Here is a 17,822-nt window from a genome sequence, read left to right as displayed (position 1 = left end):
GTTGCGCCTGTGTCCCGAGGAGGTTGCTGTGTCCAAGCTGTCCGCGGTCAAGCCCGCGTACTGGATAGCCGGTGTTCTGCTGGCGTTGTCGATCGTCGTACCACTTCTAGTCTCCACCTACGCCAAGGACGAACCCCGATTGTGGGGGTTTCCCTTCTTCTACTGGTACCAGCTGTTCTGGGTGTTCATCTCCGCTGCGACGGTGAGCATCTCGTACCGGCTGGTGATGAGCGTGGAACGGAAACGCCGGGCGGCCCAGGGGCTCGACGGCGCTGCGGACAAGGAGGCTGAGCTGTGAACGACGTCGACTGGGTTCAGCTGATCATCGTCATCGTCATCTTCGCCGCGGTCACGGTGATGGGCTTCATGGCCGCTCGCTGGCGCCGCACCGGTGAGCTCGACAGCCTCGACGAGTGGGGTCTGGGTGGCCGGGGCTTCGGCACCTTCGTCACCTGGTTCCTGCTGGGTGGCGACCTCTACACGGCGTACACGTTCGTCGCGGTGCCGGCAGCGATGTACGCAACCGGCGCGATCAGCGGCTTCTTCGCGGTGCCGTACACGATCGTGGTCTACCCGATCATCTTCATCTTCATGTCCCGGCTCTGGTCGGTCTCGCACCGCAACGGCTACGTGACCCCGGCGGACTTCGTCGGCGGCCGTTACGGCAGCCGCGGGCTCTCGCTGGCGGTCGCGGTGACCGGCATCCTGGCGACGATGCCGTACATCGCGCTGCAGCTGGTCGGCATGCAGGCCGTCTTCGAGACGATGGGCCTCGGTGGCGACAACACCCTGGCCAAGGACCTGCCGCTGCTGATCGCGTTCGCCGTCCTGGCGGCGTACACGTACTCGTCCGGTCTGCGCGCGCCCGCGATGATCGCCTTCGTCAAGGACGGGCTGATCTACCTCGTCATCGCGGCCGCGATCCTCTACCTGCCGGGCCAGCTCGGCGGCTGGGACAGCATCTTCGACGCCGCGAAGACGAAGATGGAGACGACCAACCCGGCCACCGGGAAGCCCACCGGGTCGTTCATCCCGGGCGAGGCGGGCTACTCGGCGTACTGGACGCTGGCGCTCGGTTCCGCGCTGGCGCTGTTCATGTACCCGCACTCCGTCACCGCCGTGCTCTCGACGAAGAACCGCAACGTCGTACGGCGGAACGCCGCGATCCTGCCGGCGTACTCGTTGCTGCTCGGGTTGCTCGCGCTGCTCGGCTTCATGGCGATCAAGGCGAACGTCAACGTGAAGGGCCTGGACGGACTGGCGAACCCGCAGCTGGCGATCCCGCGGCTGTTCGACCAGGAGTTCCCGGCCTGGTTCGCCGGCATCGCCTTCGCCGCGATCGCGGTGGGCGCGCTGGTCCCGGCCGCGATCATGTCGATCGCCGCGGCGAACCTGTTCACCCGCAACATCTACCGCGACTTCCTGAAGAAGGACGCCACTCCGGCACAGGAGGCCAAGGTCTCGAAGCTCGCGTCGCTGCTGGTGAAGTTCGGTGCGCTCGTCTTCGTGCTCGGGATGGACAAGACGATCTCGCTCAACCTGCAACTGCTGGGCGGCATCTGGATCCTGCAGACGTTCCCGGCGATCGTGGTCGGTCTGTTCACCCGGTGGTTCCACCGCTGGGCGCTGCTGGCCGGCTGGGCGGTGGCGATGGTGTTCGGCACGATCTCGGCGTACAACGTGATCAACCCGGCGACCAAGAAGCACTTCGGTGGGTCGCTGGCGAACATCCCGTTCACCGAGACCCAGGTCTACATCGGCCTGACCGCGTTCGGGATCAACCTGATCGTGACGATCGTGCTGACGCTGATCCTGCGGGCGCTCAACGTGCCCTCTGGAGAGGATGCGACGCACTCGACGGACTACCTGGCCGACGCGGGCGATCCGGGCGTCAAGGACCTCTCCGAGCTCCTCGACGAGGGTGGTGCGGCTCCGGCCAAGTCCTGACCGCACGGCTTCTCGCGGCCCCTCCCTCCGGTACGCCGGGGAGAGGGGCCGCGGTGCTTTGTCGATCTGCCGCTACGGATTGCGGTTATGTCGACACGCTGGGGAGTTTCGGGATTCGGGGGATGCGGCGATCGGCGCGGCAGAATCGCCAAGATGTTGCTGGTCTTCCTCGTCATGCTGCTCGCCGCCGTCGCGGCGCTGCTGACTGGTGGCCGCTTCACCCGCCTGGCAGCCAACACCCTCACCGGAGTCCACTGGCTCGCCGCGGCCGCCACAGGGCAGCTCCTCGGCTCTGTGACGGGCGGAATCGCCTACCCCGTCGGGCTGCTCGGGTCAGCCCTCTGCATCGGTGTCTTCCTCCGACTCAACATGTTGCGTCCCGGCGTCACGCTGCTGGCCGTGGGCTTCGGCGCCAACGCGCTGGTCGTCGCCCTGAACGGCGCGATGCCCGTGTCGGTAGCGGCTCTGGAACGCGCCGGCCTCGACGGCCTCGTGGAAGACCCGCGCCACGAGCTGTCCGGAGTACAGACCCTGCTCCCCTGGCTCGGCGACGTAGTACCGGTCGTGCTGCCGGGAATCGGTCAGGCGGTCAGCCCGGGCGACGTACTGATCGCCGCGGGCGCCGGCCTGCTCCTCTACGCCGGCATGGGCGGCACCGGCCGGGTCCCGGTGGAAGAACCACCCACCTGGTCCGCCCTAGAAGCGAAAACCGCGCCCGACAACGCGCCGCAGTGACTCGACCACCACAGGGTCGTACTCCGCCCCGATCCCCAGCCCGATGCTCTCCATCGCCTTCCCCGCGCTCTGCCCGCCACCTTCACCGACAAGCTGCTCATACGCCAGCGCCACATTGACGATCCCGCTTTCCACCGGGATGTCGGAGTTGTTGGCCCGGCCCTGCCGGTACGGATCGTTCGAGTGCCGCACGATCTCCGCGACGTGGTCCAGCACCCCGGACCGCTCGATGATCGAGGCCCCTATCTCGGCCGCCTGCTGCCGCTCCTCCCTGTTCCGCAACAGGGAGGCCCCACCAGGACTGGGATCCGCCAACGCCAACTGCCCCACCCCGGACAGCAAGGCCGCATACTCCAACGCCTCCATCCGCGCCGGCGTCAGTCCCAGATCGTTGCCTATGGCAATGGCCAGCTGAGCCGTCCGCGCGTTCTGCCCCGGACTGCTGAACCCGGCGATCTCCGTACTGCGGGCCATCGACCGCACGGTGGCCCGGTAGGTCCGCTGCGCCGACGCGAACCGGCGGAACGCGAACTGCGTCAGCAACAACGGCACAATGATCAGCGGCGGCGCCCACAGGCCGAGCAGCGAGGTGCAAGAGGCCAGCAGCACCCCGCTGATACCCATGCCCAGCCCGATCCGGGCCAGCACCACCAGCTCATCGCGCAGAGCGGCCGGAAATGGTCTGTTGAAAGCCTCGGTCGCCTGCCCCGCGCCGACCAGCGCATCGCTGATCCCGGCGGTGAGCACAGCCAGGAACATCGCGGCGGTGAGCGGCAGCGCGTGGGACCACGTGCCGTCCCACTCCATGTCGTTCGGAATCACCGCGGAGAAGGCGGCTGTGGCGGCGGCCACCGACAGAACCCGGCGGGCCGAGATCACCACCTCCCAGCGAAGTCCCGCCACCACACGAGGAACGAGGCCGGCGATGGTGGCAATGGCGACAACGGCAACCACCTGCGCGACATCGGGCGGTACGCCGACCTCGGGCCCCCGCAGCATCGCGTAGCCGAGCGCGGCGCTGGTGGCGATCGGAGCTCGGTTGCGACTCCGGTCCACCCTGAACTGGACCATCTCGCCGACGGCGATCAGGACGCCGAACGTGATCGCGAAAGACCAGCCGGTGAGGCCGCGCTCGATCGTCAGGATCAGTGCGGCCAGGCCGAGGGTGGCCGCGGCGAGAACGATGGCAACACCGCTACCCGAGACCCTGACCTGGTAGCTCTGGCTGGATTCGTTCATCAAGCGATCGGACCCGCCGCTGAACCAGAGGCGCCGCCACCACTGCCGAGGCTCAGGTCGTCGTGATCGACGTTGGCCTGCACGTTGCCGTCCGGTGCCGGCTGATCGACGGCGGCCTTCCAGCCCTTGGCCCGGATCACCTGCACGAACGCGTCGACCAGCTCAGGATCGAAGTGGGTGTAGCGGTCCTGGACCAGGATCGCCAGGGTCTCGTCCACCTCCCGGGCGGGCCGGTACGAACGGGTCGAGGTCAGACAGTCGAAGGCGTCGACAATGCCGATGATGCGGGCGAAGTACGGGATGTTCTTGCCGGCCAGACCGGCCGGATAGCCAGTGCCGTCGTACTTCTCGTGGTGGTGCAGCACCGCCGACTTCACTTCCTCGAGGAAGGGAATGTTGCCGATCAGCTCGACGCCTCGTGCGGGGTGCAGCCGGATCGCGTCCATCTCCGCGTCGTCCAGGCGCCCCGGCTTGCGGATGATGCTGGTCGGCACGCCCACCTTGCCGACGTCGTGCAGCAGGCCGGCATGCTCGAGCGCGCTCTGCCGCTCGTCGCTGAGCTGGAGCTGGCGGCCCAGCATTCCGACTCCTTCACTGACCCGCTCGGAATGACCGCGGGTGTAAAGATCCTTGGTCTCGATCACCTGGATGAAAGCTCGCATGGTCGCGGCCTGCGCGGTCTTCTCCGCCTCGTACTGCGACAGTGCCCACCGGGCGAGGACCAGCGGGCCGAGGATCAGCACACCCGCGAAGATGTTCAGGCCGCCGAGCCACACCACAGCCATCGACAGGCCCAGCAGACCGTAGCCCAGGACCGGGATCGCGGTGGTGCGCACCACGTGCCGGAAGAACTCCCCGACACCGCCCGGCCCGCGTTCGAGGATGAGGACCATCGATACCAGCAGTGCGTTGACCATCTGCAGCACGATGCTGGCCGCGGTGGTCGCGATGAGCGCGTCGGGTACCCGGTCGAAGACCTCTGTCCCCACCGGGCCGTCCAGCGCCGCATAGGCGACCGCAGCACCGGCAGCGGACAGGACGCGCTGGGCGCTGTTGAAGATGAGTTTGATCTTGGGCGCCGGCGCCTGAATCAGGGAGGCGACTGCCGCGACGATGACGGCTGCCGCCGGGCCCGCGATCACGTACACGGCGACAAGGACCACCGAGACGAGTTCGATCTGTCGCTGGGTGTGGACCGAGCGCAACGAACTCGCGATCAGAGCAACCAGACACAGTCCCGCCACCACGAGACCGTTCTGGACCTCAAACAGGGCGAAGACCAACGTGGCGATGGCAAGGGCTGCTGTCAACGCGACAACAAGCCATAGGGCCCTGGCACGTGGGCGCCACGTCATGTCATGCCCCTCCATGCCAGAAGGATCACCAGTCCCAGACGTCACCGAACATAGTACGTCACCTCCGATCAGCGGTCGCGGTCTTGTGTCCGCCAGGGAAGCGGGCACAGGGGGGCAGACAGCACATCGCTGACTAGAACTAATTTTGCTCATCAGGACTGCGCCGAAACACTGTAAGCCAGACCGTGACTCGCCGCACGATGCTCACGACCCCGTTGTGGTATGAGAGACTGTGACTCTTTGCAGTTGTTACAAGGAGGCTTTCAAATGGGCAAGACCGGCCGCAAGCGTCGCGCACGCAAGAAGAAGGGCGCGAACCACGGCAAGCGCCCCAACGCCTGAGTCAGGCGGCTACGTACAGCGAGGACCCCGGGTAAAAACCGGGGTCCTTGCAATTTGGTCACATGTCACAACAAGGCCAATAATCCTACTGGTTCGTATACCCAGTGCATCAGACTGAGCACTCACCGCTAATCCGTCGAAACGCAATTCGTCAGCGACCGAACACGGATCGACATGAATTGTTCCGCCGGTCTTGTCCCCCGCGGTCCGGCCTTCCAGAGATCCCGCCTGTGGACAACCGCCGCCCGGACCGGGCCTTCGTCCGTACAGTTAGCCGGTGGGATGGGTCTCTGGCTACTGGATCCATCGTCGAGCAGGCAGGACCGGAGGTGAGTCGATGTCGGTGTCGTTCGGTGAGTTGCTGCGCAGCCACCGACGCTCGGCCGGTCTGACCCAAGCCGGGCTGGCTGAACTGGCGAACCTCAGTGAGCAGGCCATCAGCCTCCTCGAGCGCGGCACCCGACGCCGGCCACGGACCGAAACGATTCAGGCACTGGCCGACGCGCTCGGCCTCGATGATCATGCGGTCAGCCTGTTCACCCGTGCTGCGCAGGCCGGCCGCAAGACTCTGGAGCGAGCATCGGGCGCATCGATCCAGGCGCCCAGCTCCGGCGTCATACGCCAACTTCCGCCCGCGTTGTCCGACTTCACCGGTCGTGGCCGGGAGGTCGACCTTCTCGTCCGGACGCTGACCGTCGTCGACGAGCGGCCGGGGACGGTTCAGATGGCCGCGGTGACAGGGATGGGCGGGGTCGGCAAGACGTCGCTGGCGGTGTACGCCGCCCACCTCGCCGCCGACAACTTCCCGGACGGCCAGATCTACCTGGATCTCCGGGGCTACGGCCCGGGTGCTCCGCTCAGGCCCGGGGAGGCGCTCATCCAGTTGCTGCGATCGCTGGGCGTCGACGACAGGACTGTTCCTGAAGGCACCAACGAGGCCGCGGCCGTCTACCGGTCACACCTGGCCGGCCGGCGGCTCCTGATCCTGCTCGACAACGCCAACAGGGCGGGGCAGGTCATCCCGCTGCTTCCAGGCGCGCCGGGCTCGGCGGTCATCGTCACCAGTCGTCGTGCGCTGACGACGCTGCCCGGCTTTCGGCAGGTCAGTCTCTCGCCCCTTTCCGACGCGGATTCTGTTGAACTGCTGTCGAAGATCGCCGGGGATGCGCGGGTCGCAGCCGAAGGTGCCGCGGCCCGCTCCATCGCCGAACTGACCGGCCGGCTGCCACTCGCCGTCCGCCTCATCGGTGCGCGGCTCGCCGCCCGTCCGACCTGGCCGATCGAGCACATGGTGGGCCAACTGCAGGACGAACACCGGCGACTCGACGAGTTCGGCACCGGAGAATCCGGAGTCCGCGCGAACATCGCCGGCTCGGTCGAGTTTCTGGCCGGCAGCGATGAGGATCTGGACATCCGGGCCGCGGCGGCACTTGAGCTGCTCGGCCTGCCGAACGGATCCGACCTGACCACGATCACAGCCGCCCAGCTGCTCGACAGCTCCGAAGCCGCCGCCGAGCGAGTGCTGGAGAGGCTCGTCGACCTCAACCTGCTCGAGTCCGTTGCTCCTGGCCGTTACCGGCTCCACGACCTGATCCGAGCCTATGCGCGCGAACGGGCGAGTCAACACCTCTCCGAGGGCGCGAGGGAGGACGCGTTGGCGCGGGTACTGAAGCTCTACACCGGCGTGGCCTGGCGATGTCAGGAGCTGACCCACCCCGACAGCCGAAGACTCGCCATGGCAGGCAAGCCGAGCCGCTCACTGCCGGCGCTACCCGAGGCCTCGATTGCCCTGACCTGGCTGGACAACGAGCGATCCAACCTTCTCGGTGCGTTCCACCAGGCGCGCCGGTCACCCGGGCTGCGCGGCTATGTTCCGGAGCTCGCCCTGGCCCTGTTCGGCTACTTCATCGTCAATCTGCGTTGGTCCGAGATGCGCGCGATCGACCAGGTGGGCCGAGAAGTGGCGGCCGAGCTCGGCTATCACCGGCTCGCCGCATGGCTCGAGCACGACCTCGCGATTCCTGACGTCGAGCGAGGCGACCTCGGGCCTTCGCAGGCCCACTTCCTCCGAAGCCTGGAACTCTTCCAGGCCATCTCGGACCTGGCCGGCCAGGCACGCTGCTGTACCTCCTTGAGCCACGTCACGGAGCTGATGGGGCGACTCGACGAGGCTGTCGAGTGGGGCGAACGAGCGCTCGCGCTCAGTCTGCGGATCGGCGATCAGAGCGTCGAGGGAATCAGCTACATGGCACTGGGGACTCTGCACGTGCGCCGGGGAGAGCATGAAATGGCCGAGCAGAGATTCGATCTGAGCATCGCGTTGGCCGAGAAGGCAGGAAATCTCCGCTCTCTGTCAAGGCGATACCAATACGTCGGCCAGGCCTATCTGCGCGGTGGCCTGAACGCCCTTGCAGAGCAGGCACTCCTCAAGAGCCTCGAGGTCCTGGTCGAGCTGGACGACCAGAACGCAGCAGCGGAGACGTTGCAACATCTCGCGACCAACCACCTGGCCGTCGGGGATCACACGGCCGCAACCGAACGCGCCCAAGCCGGCCTGCAGGTGGCTCGTACCAATGGCAACAAGCTGCGCGAGGGCCGCCTGCTTATCGTGCTGGGCAAGATCCGTGCCGCCAAGGACGACCTGCCGGCGGCTCGTTCGCTCTGGCAGCAGGCCGCGGATGTACTTCGTCCCCTGTCCCCCAATGACGAGGCCGCCGCCCTCCAACTCCTCACCGACCATGAAGACGGTCGGCGGTACAAACCCTCGGCCTCCGCGGAGAACTGAGGTCAGTCGGTGGTGGCTCTTTCGGATCGGACCTGGCAAGGTCGGCACCAGCGACAACTAGTACAACTACCCGTACAAACAGTCTGTTGAGGAAGAGTCCACGTCCCTTGTGGGAGGGGACCAGGGGGCCACGCCGCTCGGGCGGAGTTAGGCGTGGATCGAATCGCGCACGTCCAACCGGGCCACCTCACAATCGCGCGCAACGCAGCACTGCGTCCCTTGGCGCACGGAGGTCGGGCCTCCGGTTCTTCCTGACATCAGTCCGGCGGCGAAACAGTCCGACCCGCTCCCCGAGGCGGGATGGGTCCTAGTCGGTGGTGGTCATCTCGGCTCGGACCTGGGTGATGCGGAGGAGGATCTTCTGGCGGAGGGCCTCGGGGGCGTGTTCGTCGCCGCAGGACCTGTGGACCAGTTTCTTGACGCAGCGCTCCAGGTCGTACTGGTCGAGGCAGGGTGCGCACTCTTCCAGGTGCTGACGGATCTCGTCATTGCTGGCGTCTTCGAGCTCGTTGTCGATGAAGACGTAAACACGCTGCAGGATCTCGCTGCAGTCCACGTCGTGGTGCTCGCCGCAACTCACGACTCCTCCTCCTCAGCGGTCGCCGCGGACTCGGTCGCGGCTTGGTTGTCCTCGTCCGAGGCGGGGATCAGGCCCCGCTCGCGGGCGTAGTCGGCCAGCAGCTCGCGCAACTGACGCCGGCCGCGGTGCAACCGGGACATCACGGTGCCTACCGGCGTGCCCATGATCTCCGCGATCTCCTTGTAGGCGAAGCCCTCGACATCGGCCAGGTAGACGGCCAGCCGGAAGTCCTCCGGGATCGACTGCAGAGCCGACTTCACGTCGGAGTCCGGCAGGTGCTCGAGAGCCACCGCCTCGGCCGACTTCAGTCCACCGGGAGTGTGCGACTCGGCGGCGGTGAGCTGCCAGTCCTCGATCTCCTCGGTGGGCGACTGCGTGGGCTGACGCTGCCGCTTCCGGTATCCGTTGATGAAGGTGTTCGTCAGGATCCGGTACAGCCACGCCTTCAGGTTGGTGCCAGGCGTGAACTGGTGGAAGGAGCTGTACGCCTTCGCGAACGTGTCCTGGACGAGGTCCTCGGCGTCGGACGGGTTGCGCGTCATCCGCATGGCGGCGGCGTACATCTGGTCAAGGAAAGGCAGGGCCTCGCGCTCGAAGCGCTCGGTCCGCTGCTCGGGTGTCTCGGTGGTCGTCGGAGTCGGCATCGTGATCGAGAATACCGGTGTCTTCCCAGTAGTCCGCGCGGGAGCCACACTCGTTGCCATCATGTTCGTCACAACAAGCTGCCCGGCGGGGTCATTCCCCGTCCCGTGAGCCCATCCGGTCTAGCTCGGTTGGACCGGTTCAGCCGGACACTTCCCGGGTCACCCACTCGAAAACAGCCTCGACCAGCAGCTCGAAGCTCTCGTCCTGGGTGAGCTCCGCCCGCTTCGGCACCTTGAACGAGTGGTCGGCATCCGGGACGACAGCCATCTCCGTGAGCGGCGGGAACTCCTCGGGTGAGCCGAACGGGTCCTTCTCCCCCTGCACGACCAGCGTCGGCAGCCGCGCCGCCTGGAGCTCGTCGACCCGCGTCTTTTCCGGCTTGCCCGGCGGATGCAGCGGGAACGACAGAGCCAGTACGCCGGACGCTCCCAGACCGGCGGCGGTCCGGCAGGCCACCCGGGCTCCGGCGCTCCGTCCTCCCAGCACCAAGGGGGTCCTGATCCGGAGCTGGCCGATGATCGCGATCCAGGCCTCGTCGAGGATCTTCGGCGCCGGCGCGAGCTTCTTCCCGGCGCGGCGCCAGGGCTGCTCGATGAGGAACACGTTCACGTCCTGCTTCGGCAGCCGCGCGGCCAGCGCGGCCAGGTCGCCGGCCTCGATCCCACCCCCGGCCCCGTGACCGAGTGCGAGCGTCGCCACCGGTCGCCGGGCGCGGTATGCCACGATCCGGGCCTCACCGTGCGGCGTCGCCACAATCCGTTCATCGGTCACGGGCCCCATCCTGTCATTCCGGGGCTACCGATCACGTCGCCACGACCACGTGTCCGGCCCTCAGAAGAGGGTGATCTCCTCCGGCTCGTCCGGCTTGTCGATCGGGTCGACACCGTCGGGCGGCAACGGGTCCACCAGATGGGGGCCGTTGTTCTTCACCGAGCTGACTGCCTTGGACACTGCGTAGGCCTCCAGCCGGCCGGGCGCGGCGGGCACCAGCAGGTCGAGCAATTCATCCGGATCCGAGCTGAGGGGATCCAGCCACGCGTTGTAGCGCTCCGGCTCCACCAGTAGCGGCATCCGGTCGTGGATCCGGCCGAGGTCGTCGGTCGCGGTGGTGGTCAGCACGGTGCAGGTCCACAGCCAGGCCTCGTCCAGCTCCGGGTCCGCCACTGCTTTGTTGCGCCAGATCTCGTAGAGCCCGGCCATCGCGAGCACGCCACCGTCGGCCGGGCGGATGAAGTACGGCTGCTTCACGGGCTTGCCGTTGACCTTCTGCTCCGAGGCGTACCACTCGTAGTACCCGTCGGCCGGCAGGATGCAGCGCCGTACCGCGAAGGCCTTCTTGAAGGCCGGCTTCTCGGCGACGGTCTCCATCCGCGCGTTGATCAGCCGGCTGCCGATCGAGACGTCCTTCGCCCAGGACGGCACCAGGCCCCACTTCACCGTGGTGAGCTTGCGGACCACCTCTTCCGGCTGGTCCCGGTTCTTCCGCTCGACGACGGCGATCACCTCGTCGGTGGGCGCGACGTTGTAGTTGTCCGGCAGCTCCTGCACGGACTCCTTCACGTTGCCCGCCTCGATCTCGAACTCGACCACCAGATCGGCCGGATCCCGGCTGGACGCGTATCTGCCACACATAGCTCGCAGCCTAGTGCCCTGCGCCGCCGACAAATTCCCGTACTCCGTGGGCGCCCGGTGGGTCCGCGAGCAAGAGCCAAGGAGAAGGACGGCGACGGCGGATCGCCTACCCCGTGATAGGCGATCCGCCGCCGGTTCGCTGCGCCCGGTCGCCCCCCTGTAGACGGCCGGACGCAAGTCCTCAGGCGGGGCGTGCCAGTTCGTCCAGCACGCGGCCGGCCCACTGCTCGGAGGCCGGCAGGCCCTCGATCCAGATCCGGGCCAGCTGTGGTTCATCGGTGTCCAGCCGCCACTGGGTGATCAGGGCTCGGACCGTCTCGACCTGCTCCGGCAGGTTCGGGTCGCGATCGACGAGCGCCGCCGCGCGGTGTGAGCCGACGCGCCCCAGTACGTCACCGCCGCAGAAGACGATGCGCAGGCACTCCGCGACATCGATGAGCCGGAGCTCGCGGTCCACGGCCGACGTACCCGCCGGATTGAGCGGTTCGACCACCACCAGTGCGTGGGTCGCCGGTACGGAAGTTCCCCGGAGCTCTGCCTCCCGGTAGATCTCGCCGAGCCGGGACCGCAGGTGCGCCAGGCTGGACAGCCCGGTCAGCGGGTCCTCGCAGGACAGCGAGTGCAGATAGATGAGTGACGCCTCGGCCCAGCTGGAACTGAGTGCGCGTACCGCCGCGAAAGCCGGCTCGCCCCCGGCGATCGAGCGGTACAACGCACCCAGCCCATCAAGTGCCTCGAGCAACGAGATCCCGTCTTCCGCCAAACGGCGGCCGACCTCGTCACTCGCAGGCACGACATCGGCACCGTCACGCAGGGCCTCGGCGATCGCGAGATAGGCACTGCGGTCGGTACCAGCTGTGCCGTGCGGCTCCCTCCTTCCGCACGGTTGTTCAGCTGACGACGCTTCCGGCCGGTACCGGGCGAGCGACCCCGCCAGGTTCAGGGACCGGATGGGGCGCAGGTCGAGCCGTCGGCGGATGTCCGCGAACAGCGACATGTGCCCTCCTCAGGTGGTCCCTTCGTCTCCCGACCGGGTGGCCGGAAGCGTCGTTCTGGGAGAGAGACAGCGCCGTGACGCGTTCATGACGCGGATTTCAGGAACTTTTTTCGCGTAACCTCGGCACCGTCGCTGTCGTCATGAAAGGTGCGCGGAAGCGTCCCTCATGGGAACCTTGATCCCGGCAACCAAGTGACAGATGGTGACGACGTAGTGACAGACGCAGGGGGCAGCGCGATGGAGACGCCGGAAGGACCGAGCGACGCGGAACTGATCGCGCGCGTCCGCAACGGCGACCTCGAGGCATACGGCGAGCTCTTCGGCCGCCACCACCACGCCGCCGAGCGGATGGCGCGCCAGCTCGTCCCGCCGAACGACGCCGACGACCTGGCCGGCGACGCCTTCGCCAAGGTGCTCGAGGCCCTGCGCAACGGCGGCGGCCCGGACATCTCCTTCCGGGCGTACCTGCTCACCACCGTCCGCCGGGTCCACGTCGACCGGATCCGCGCGGGCAAGAAGGTCCAGACGACGGACGACATCGCGGCGTACGAGCGGGAGCCGGAGACATTCGACGACCCGACGGTGACCGGGTTCGAGAGCGGTGCCGCAGCCAAGGCGTTCGCCTCGCTGCCGGAGCGCTGGCAGGCCGTTCTCTGGCACACCGAGGTGGAAGGCGAGAAACCGGCGGCCATCGCGCCGATGCTCGGCCTGACCGCCAACGGAGTCTCTGCGCTGGCCTACCGAGCCCGTGAGGGTCTGCGACAGGCCTACCTGCAGCAGCACCTGGCCGATGTCGCAGGGGACCGCTGCCGCTGGACCACCGAGCGTCTGGGTGCCTACGTCCGCGGCGGCCTCACCAAGCGCGAGAACCGTAACGTCCGCGAGCACCTGGACGACTGTGCCAAGTGCACCGCGGTCTACTTGGAGCTCGTCGAGGTCAACAGCGCGCTGCCGGCGCTGCTCGCCCCGGCCCTGCTCGGTACTGCGGGTCTCGGGTACCTGGCCGCCGCCTCCGGCGCCAAGGTCGGCTTCGCCGGATTTCTGGTCGCCGGTTGGAGGAAGGCCACCGAGAACAGCACCCGTACTGCGGTCGGCGCCGGCGCGGTCGTCGTCGTGGCCGTGGCTGCCGTGCTCGCGGCGATGGCGCTTACCGGCAACGAGACTCCGCTGGCGGCGATCGACAAGCCGCAGACCCAGCAGCCAACCCAACCGCCCGGGAACCCGCCCACGGCCAATCCGCCGACAGCCAAGCCACCGACGGTGAAGCCGCCGGTGGTCCCGCCGACACAGCCGGAACCGGAGCCGGAGCCGACTCAAACGACTGAGCCGACCACGGCGCCGTCGACCACCGCGCCCACGAGTGAACCGCCGACGCCGACACCGACACCGACACCGGTTGAGCCGACAACGCCGATCTTCGACGAAGGGTTGCTGACGATCAGCGCGCCGCGTGGAGGTGGAGCACCCGGCGGTGCCGCGCCGGGTGACCGGTCCGTGGGTGCCCGGTCCGTGATGGTGGAATCCGCGGCGGCCGCGCAGTGGCTGATCACCATCAAGGTCCCGGCAAACAACACGAAGCCGGTGACCATCGGGATCAAGTACGGCGGTTTCCTGAGCTGGCCGGTCAGCGGTAACCCGGCCGGGTGGACCTGCGCTCGCGCCGCCGACGGCAGGAGCGGCAAGTGCACGGCGCTGAATCCGAGTGCGCCGGCCACGATGCAGCTGAGCTTCACCGACCCGACCGGAGGATCGGTGGCAGACCGGACGTTCACCGTCTCGGCCAAGGCGGGGCGGCTCTTCGACGACGACTCCGAGACGGTGACGGCACCGGCTCGGACGGACGAGAACCTGCTGACCATCGGCGTCCGCAAGACCGACCCGGATGTTTACTACCGCACCCTCACGGTTGCCCCCGGCACCGACCGGACCGCTGTCACGCTGAAGGTCCAGTACGGCGCGGCATTGTCGTGGCCGATCAAGGGCACCCCGGCCGGCTGGAAGTGCAGCCCGTCGGCGAAGACCTGTACTGCGCTCAACCCGGCGCGCCCGGCTCCCCTGTACGCCGAGTTCGCCGTACCGGACGGGTCTGCCGCGGCGCGCACGTACTCGGTGAGCGCGACGGCCGGGCTGGTCAGCGACACAGATTCCGAGACCCTGCCCGGGATCCGCGCTGACGAGTCCCTGCTGCAGATCGTCACGCCGAGCCCGAAGGAAGACCCGAACCCGTTCGTCTACAACCGCTTCCTGAAGATCAACGGAACCACCGGCCCGGTCACCCTGGAGATCTCCTGGGGCCGCAACCTGAGCATGCTCTCGTCCCTCCACCGAAGCTGGACCTGCTCCCGCTCGATCGACATCCGCCGAGCCACCTGCACCACAGATCACTACACGAAGTCCCTCAACACAGAATGGGCCTCCTGGCCAGGCAGCGGCCCCGCCAACACCGTCACCGTCAAGGCCACCACCCCCTCCCGCTACGACACCGACACCGCCCCCATCCCCCCAGCGTCGTCCCGCCGCTGACCGCTCGGCCCTGACCCCGGGTGGCACAGGCCCGCCAGCAACGCCAAGGGGCGCGGCCTCAGCGCAGTACCGAGAAAGCGTTTTGCTTGGAAAGACGACCACGCCTACCCTGGTGATCGTTCGTGGTGATGGAACCGAGTAGCACCGTTCACCCGTGCAAGAGAGAGTCGCCGGTAGCTGGGAAGGCGACGCACGGACCGGTCGTGAAGACACTCCTGAGCGAATGAAACGCAAGAGGCCGGACCACCAGGTCCGGTGAAGGTGTGGTGGCACCGCGAGATTCCCCTTCGCCCACACCTCCGGGGTTCGAGATGACCAACGGAGGTGAAACAGCGATGCGCATTCTCAACCACGAGATCCCCTCAGCAGTAGGCCAGACCGTCACGGTGGCCGGCTGGATCCATCGAAGACGACGGCTGGCTGCCGTCAGCTTCCTGGTACTGCGGGACCGCTCCGGCCTGAGCCAGATCGTCGTCAAGACGCCGGAGACCCAGGCCCAGCTGGACGAACTCGGCGAGGAGACCGTCGTCCAGGTGACCGGTACGGTCGCCGCCAACCCACAGGCACCGGGTGGAGCCGAGATCGTCGACCCGGTGATCGAGCCGCTCACCGAACCGGCCGAGACCCCGCCGATCGAGCTGTGGCGCCCGACCGTCGGAGCCGGCCTGCCGGTCGTGCTCGACAACGCCCCGGTCGCCCTGCGCCACCCGGCGATCCGGGCGGGCTGGGAGGTCGGCGCGGCCGCCCTGCACGGGTACCGCAAGACGCTCGACGGCCTCGGGTTCACGGAGATCCAGACGCCGAAGATCGTCGGTACCGCGACCGAGTCCGGCGCGAACGTGTTCGCCCTGGACTACTTCGGCGGCCCGGCGTACCTGGCGCAGTCGCCGCAGTTCTACAAGCAGACGATGGTCGGCGTGTTCGAACGCGTCTATGAGGTCGGCCCAGTCTTCCGGGCGGAGCCGCACGACACCGTCCGGCACCTGGCGGAGTACGTCTCGCTCGACGCGGAGTTCGGCTTCATCCAGGACCACCGCGACGTGCTCGCAGTACTGCGGGACGTCATCGCCGGCATGCTCGCAGCAGTGGGCGAGCGTGCTCCGGCCGCGCTGGAGCGGCTGCAGGTGGAGCTGCCGGAGATCCCCACGGAGGTGCCGGTACTGCACTTCAGCGAGGCGCTCAAGCTGGCCGGGGCGGACCCGGACGAGCCGGACCTGTCCCCCGCCGATGAGCGGGCGATCGGCGAGTGGGCGCTGCGCGAGCACGGCAGCGCGCTCGTGGCGGTCGAGGGGTACCCGATGGTGAAGCGGCCGTTCTACACGCATCCGCAGCCGTCGGACCCGCGCTGGTCCAACTCGTTCGACCTGTTGTTCCGCGGCATGGAACTGGTCACGGGTGGGCAGCGGCTGCACCGGTACAGCGACTACGTGGCGGCGCTCGAGGCTCGCGGCGAGTCCCCGGATGCCCCGGCGTACAGCTCGTACCTGCAGGCGTTCAAGCACGGGATGCCGCCACACGGCGGCTTCGCGATCGGCCTCGAGCGCTTCGTCGCCCGGCTCACCGGGGCGGAGAACGTCCGCGAGGTCACGCTGTTCCCGCGCGACCTCCACCGCCTGACGCCGTAGTACAGGCTGCGGTTGTGGTTCCTCCTCGGCGATGATCCTCGCCGAGGAGGAACCAGACGAGCGGCGCCCGTCCGGCAACTCACCGACACAGCAGGGATGATGTGGGCATGCTGAGTGAGTTGGAGGGCGCCGTCCTGGCGGCGGTTGACGACGGCAAGGTCGTGGACGAGCTGCGCGGGTTGGTACAGATCCAGAGCGTGGACGGCACCGCGGGTGAGTCTGTGGCACAGGTTTGGTGCGCTGAGCGGTTGCGCGGGCTGGGGATGGAGGTCGATCACTGGGAGATCGATCTGCCGACCGTCACCGCTGACGCCGACTTCCCCGGGATGGAGGTCGAGCGGACCGAGGCGTGGGGCTGCGTCGGCGTCCTGGGTGGGACCGCCACCCCAGGGCTGGTGCTCAACGGCCACGTGGACGTCGTACCACCCGGCGACCTGGCGCTCTGGCCGGACGGGGATCCGTACTCGGCGCGAGTGAGTGACGGGATCATGTGGGGACGCGGGACCTGCGACATGAAGGGTGGCGTCGCCGCGATCATCGGCGCGGTGGCCGCGATCGTTGCCGCAGGCATCACGTTGCGCAAGCCGCTCGCGGTGCACACGGTGGTCGGCGAGGAGGACGGTGGCGTCGGGGCGTTCGCGACCCTGCAGCGCGGTCACACCGGCGAGGCGTGCCTGATCGCCGAGCCGACGGCCGGACGAATCATCCCCGCCAACGCCGGCTCGCTGACCTTCCGGTTGGAGATCCCTGGGCTCGCGACCCACGGCTCGACCAGGACTCGTGGAGTCAGCGCGATCGAGAAGTTCGAGCTCGTCAACCGGGCACTCGCGGACCTCGAGACCGAGCGCAACCGCGACCCCCATCCTCTGCTCGAGCACCTCGATCTGGCGAACCCACTCTCCGTCGGCACGATCCACGCGGGCGACTGGGCCAGCACCGTCCCCGATCTCCTGATCGCCGAGGGCCGGTACGGCGTACGCCTGGGCGAGCCGGTCTCCGCCGCCCGGCAGGAGTTCGAGCGGGCGATCGCCGACGCGTGCGCCAAGGACGACTGGCTGCGCGATCACCCGGTCAAGGTCACCTGGCCCGGCGGAGTGTTCGCGTCCGGCCTGCTCCCCGAGGGCGATCCGCTGCTCGAGGACACCCTGCGGGCAGCCACCGACGCCGGAGCGAACGCAGATCCGGAGGTGAAGGGTGGGCCGTACGGGTCGGATCTACGCCAGTACGCCGCTGCCGGGGTCCCCACGGTGCAGTACGGCCCAGGTGACGTCCGATACGCCCATGCCACCGACGAACACGTCGTACTCGCCGAAGTCCTCCACTGCGCCCGCGCCTACGCCCTACTAGCCGTACGCCGCTGCGCCTGACCAGCCCGAGCCGCACCCGGAGCGAGGGCTGCCCGAGACCCCCGGTGGTA

The 17,822-nt window shown here is 68.0% G+C and carries 15 protein-coding genes; 8 read left to right on the top strand and 7 right to left on the bottom strand.

Going from position 1 to position 17,822, the window contains the following annotated elements; all coding sequences use genetic code 11:
- The first annotated feature begins 28 nt into the window (after positions 1-28).
- The 3 genes from EV648_RS14110 (at position 29) to EV648_RS14100 (ending at position 2,682) form a co-directional block, all read left to right on the top strand.
- Positions 29-298, top strand: a complete 270-nt coding sequence (locus EV648_RS14110; RefSeq protein WP_132290273.1) for a DUF3311 domain-containing protein — start codon at positions 29-31, stop codon at positions 296-298.
- Positions 295-1,947, top strand: coding sequence for a monocarboxylate uptake permease MctP (gene mctP / locus EV648_RS14105; protein ID WP_132290270.1), 1,653 nt, complete (start codon positions 295-297; stop codon positions 1,945-1,947). The genes EV648_RS14110 and mctP overlap by 4 nt, the downstream gene beginning before the upstream one ends.
- A gap of 153 nt (positions 1,948-2,100) precedes the next feature.
- Positions 2,101-2,682 (top strand): DUF5317 family protein, encoded by a 582-nt coding sequence (locus tag EV648_RS14100; RefSeq protein ID WP_132290267.1) that lies wholly within the window; start codon positions 2,101-2,103, stop codon positions 2,680-2,682.
- Here the strand turns inward: EV648_RS14100 and EV648_RS14095 are convergent.
- The gene (locus EV648_RS14095; protein ID WP_132290264.1) at positions 2,644-3,921 is read right to left on the bottom strand and encodes an HD-GYP domain-containing protein; all 1,278 of its coding nucleotides are present in this window, start codon (positions 3,919-3,921) and stop codon (positions 2,644-2,646) included. The genes EV648_RS14100 and EV648_RS14095 overlap by 39 nt on opposite strands.
- Positions 3,921-5,384, bottom strand: a complete 1,464-nt coding sequence (locus EV648_RS14090; protein WP_241995137.1) for an HD-GYP domain-containing protein — start codon at positions 5,382-5,384, stop codon at positions 3,921-3,923. The genes EV648_RS14095 and EV648_RS14090 overlap by 1 nt, the downstream gene beginning before the upstream one ends.
- A gap of 159 nt (positions 5,385-5,543) precedes the next feature.
- Here EV648_RS14090 and EV648_RS45185 point away from each other — a divergent pair, with 159 nt between their 5' ends.
- Both EV648_RS45185 and EV648_RS14085 read left to right on the top strand, forming a co-directional pair.
- Entirely contained in the window at positions 5,544-5,618 is a 75-nt protein-coding gene (locus EV648_RS45185) for a 50S ribosomal protein bL37 (RefSeq protein ID WP_369759046.1), read from the top strand.
- A gap of 337 nt (positions 5,619-5,955) precedes the next feature.
- Positions 5,956-8,403, top strand: coding sequence for a tetratricopeptide repeat protein (locus EV648_RS14085; protein WP_132290258.1), 2,448 nt, complete (start codon positions 5,956-5,958; stop codon positions 8,401-8,403).
- Positions 8,404-8,710: 307 nt separating this feature from the next.
- Here the strand turns inward: EV648_RS14085 and rsrA are convergent, their stop codons facing one another.
- From rsrA to EV648_RS14060, 5 genes are all read right to left on the bottom strand, one after another.
- A complete protein-coding gene (gene rsrA, locus EV648_RS14080; RefSeq protein WP_132290255.1) occupies positions 8,711-8,983 on the bottom strand; it encodes a mycothiol system anti-sigma-R factor in 273 nt (90 codons plus the stop codon).
- Positions 8,980-9,627 (bottom strand): sigma-70 family RNA polymerase sigma factor, encoded by a 648-nt coding sequence (locus tag EV648_RS14075; RefSeq protein WP_132290252.1) that lies wholly within the window; start codon positions 9,625-9,627, stop codon positions 8,980-8,982. Before EV648_RS14075 ends, rsrA begins: the two co-directional genes overlap by 4 nt.
- 139 nt (positions 9,628-9,766) lie before the next feature.
- Positions 9,767-10,408 (bottom strand): alpha/beta family hydrolase, encoded by a 642-nt coding sequence (locus EV648_RS14070; RefSeq protein WP_132290249.1) that lies wholly within the window; start codon positions 10,406-10,408, stop codon positions 9,767-9,769.
- A 51-nt stretch (positions 10,409-10,459) separates the two neighbouring features.
- A complete protein-coding gene (locus tag EV648_RS14065) occupies positions 10,460-11,260 on the bottom strand; it encodes an SOS response-associated peptidase (RefSeq protein ID WP_132290246.1) in 801 nt (266 codons plus the stop codon).
- A gap of 181 nt (positions 11,261-11,441) precedes the next feature.
- Positions 11,442-12,257, bottom strand: coding sequence for a hypothetical protein (locus EV648_RS14060; RefSeq protein WP_132290243.1), 816 nt, complete (start codon positions 12,255-12,257; stop codon positions 11,442-11,444).
- A 213-nt stretch (positions 12,258-12,470) separates the two neighbouring features.
- On the opposite strand from EV648_RS14060, the gene EV648_RS44935 reads away from it, so the two are divergent.
- The 3 genes from EV648_RS44935 (at position 12,471) to EV648_RS14045 (ending at position 17,772) form a co-directional block, all read left to right on the top strand.
- On the top strand, positions 12,471-14,780 hold the full coding sequence (locus tag EV648_RS44935) for a sigma-70 family RNA polymerase sigma factor (RefSeq protein ID WP_132290240.1): 2,310 nt from the start codon (positions 12,471-12,473) through the stop codon (positions 14,778-14,780).
- 335 nt (positions 14,781-15,115) lie between these two features.
- Positions 15,116-16,405, top strand: coding sequence for an aspartate--tRNA(Asn) ligase (gene aspS / locus EV648_RS14050; RefSeq protein WP_132290237.1), 1,290 nt, complete (start codon positions 15,116-15,118; stop codon positions 16,403-16,405).
- 107 nt (positions 16,406-16,512) lie between these two features.
- The gene (locus EV648_RS14045) at positions 16,513-17,772 is read left to right on the top strand and encodes an ArgE/DapE family deacylase (protein ID WP_132290234.1); all 1,260 of its coding nucleotides are present in this window, start codon (positions 16,513-16,515) and stop codon (positions 17,770-17,772) included.
- The last annotated feature ends 50 nt before the right edge of the window (positions 17,773-17,822 follow it).

The sequence above is a fragment of the Kribbella sp. VKM Ac-2568 genome, from assembly GCF_004345365.1.
In the GTDB taxonomy this organism is placed as follows: Bacteria; Actinomycetota; Actinomycetes; order Propionibacteriales; family Kribbellaceae; genus Kribbella; species Kribbella orskensis.
This window is presented reverse-complemented; position numbering and strand designations above follow the sequence as displayed.